At 66.8% G+C, this 292-nt stretch carries 1 protein-coding gene; it reads left to right on the forward strand.

Annotated elements, in window-relative coordinates; genetic code table 11:
* A partial coding sequence (locus IG94_RS39550; protein WP_043485791.1) for an alpha-amylase family glycosyl hydrolase occupies positions 1–292 on the forward strand: 292 nt, incomplete at both ends.

Below are 292 nucleotides of genomic sequence, written 5' to 3' on the forward strand. Positions count from 1 at the left end.
TCAACGAGCCCGTGCCGGACACCTTCGAGGACACCCCCGCCAAGGACCGCGACCCGGACTGGTTCAAACGAGCCGTCTTCTACGAGGTCCTCGTCCGCTCCTTCCAGGACAGCAACGGCGACGGCGTCGGCGACCTCAGGGGCCTGACCGCCAAGCTGGACTACCTGCAATGGCTGGGCGTGGACTGCCTCTGGCTCCCGCCCTTCTTCAAGTCACCGCTGCGCGACGGCGGTTACGACGTCTCCGACTACACCGCCGTACTGCCCGAGTTCGGCGACCTCGCCGACTTCGT

Origin of the sequence: Streptomyces olivaceus (assembly GCF_000721235.1) — a bacterium.
Lineage (GTDB): Bacteria > Actinomycetota > Actinomycetes > Streptomycetales > Streptomycetaceae > Streptomyces > Streptomyces olivaceus.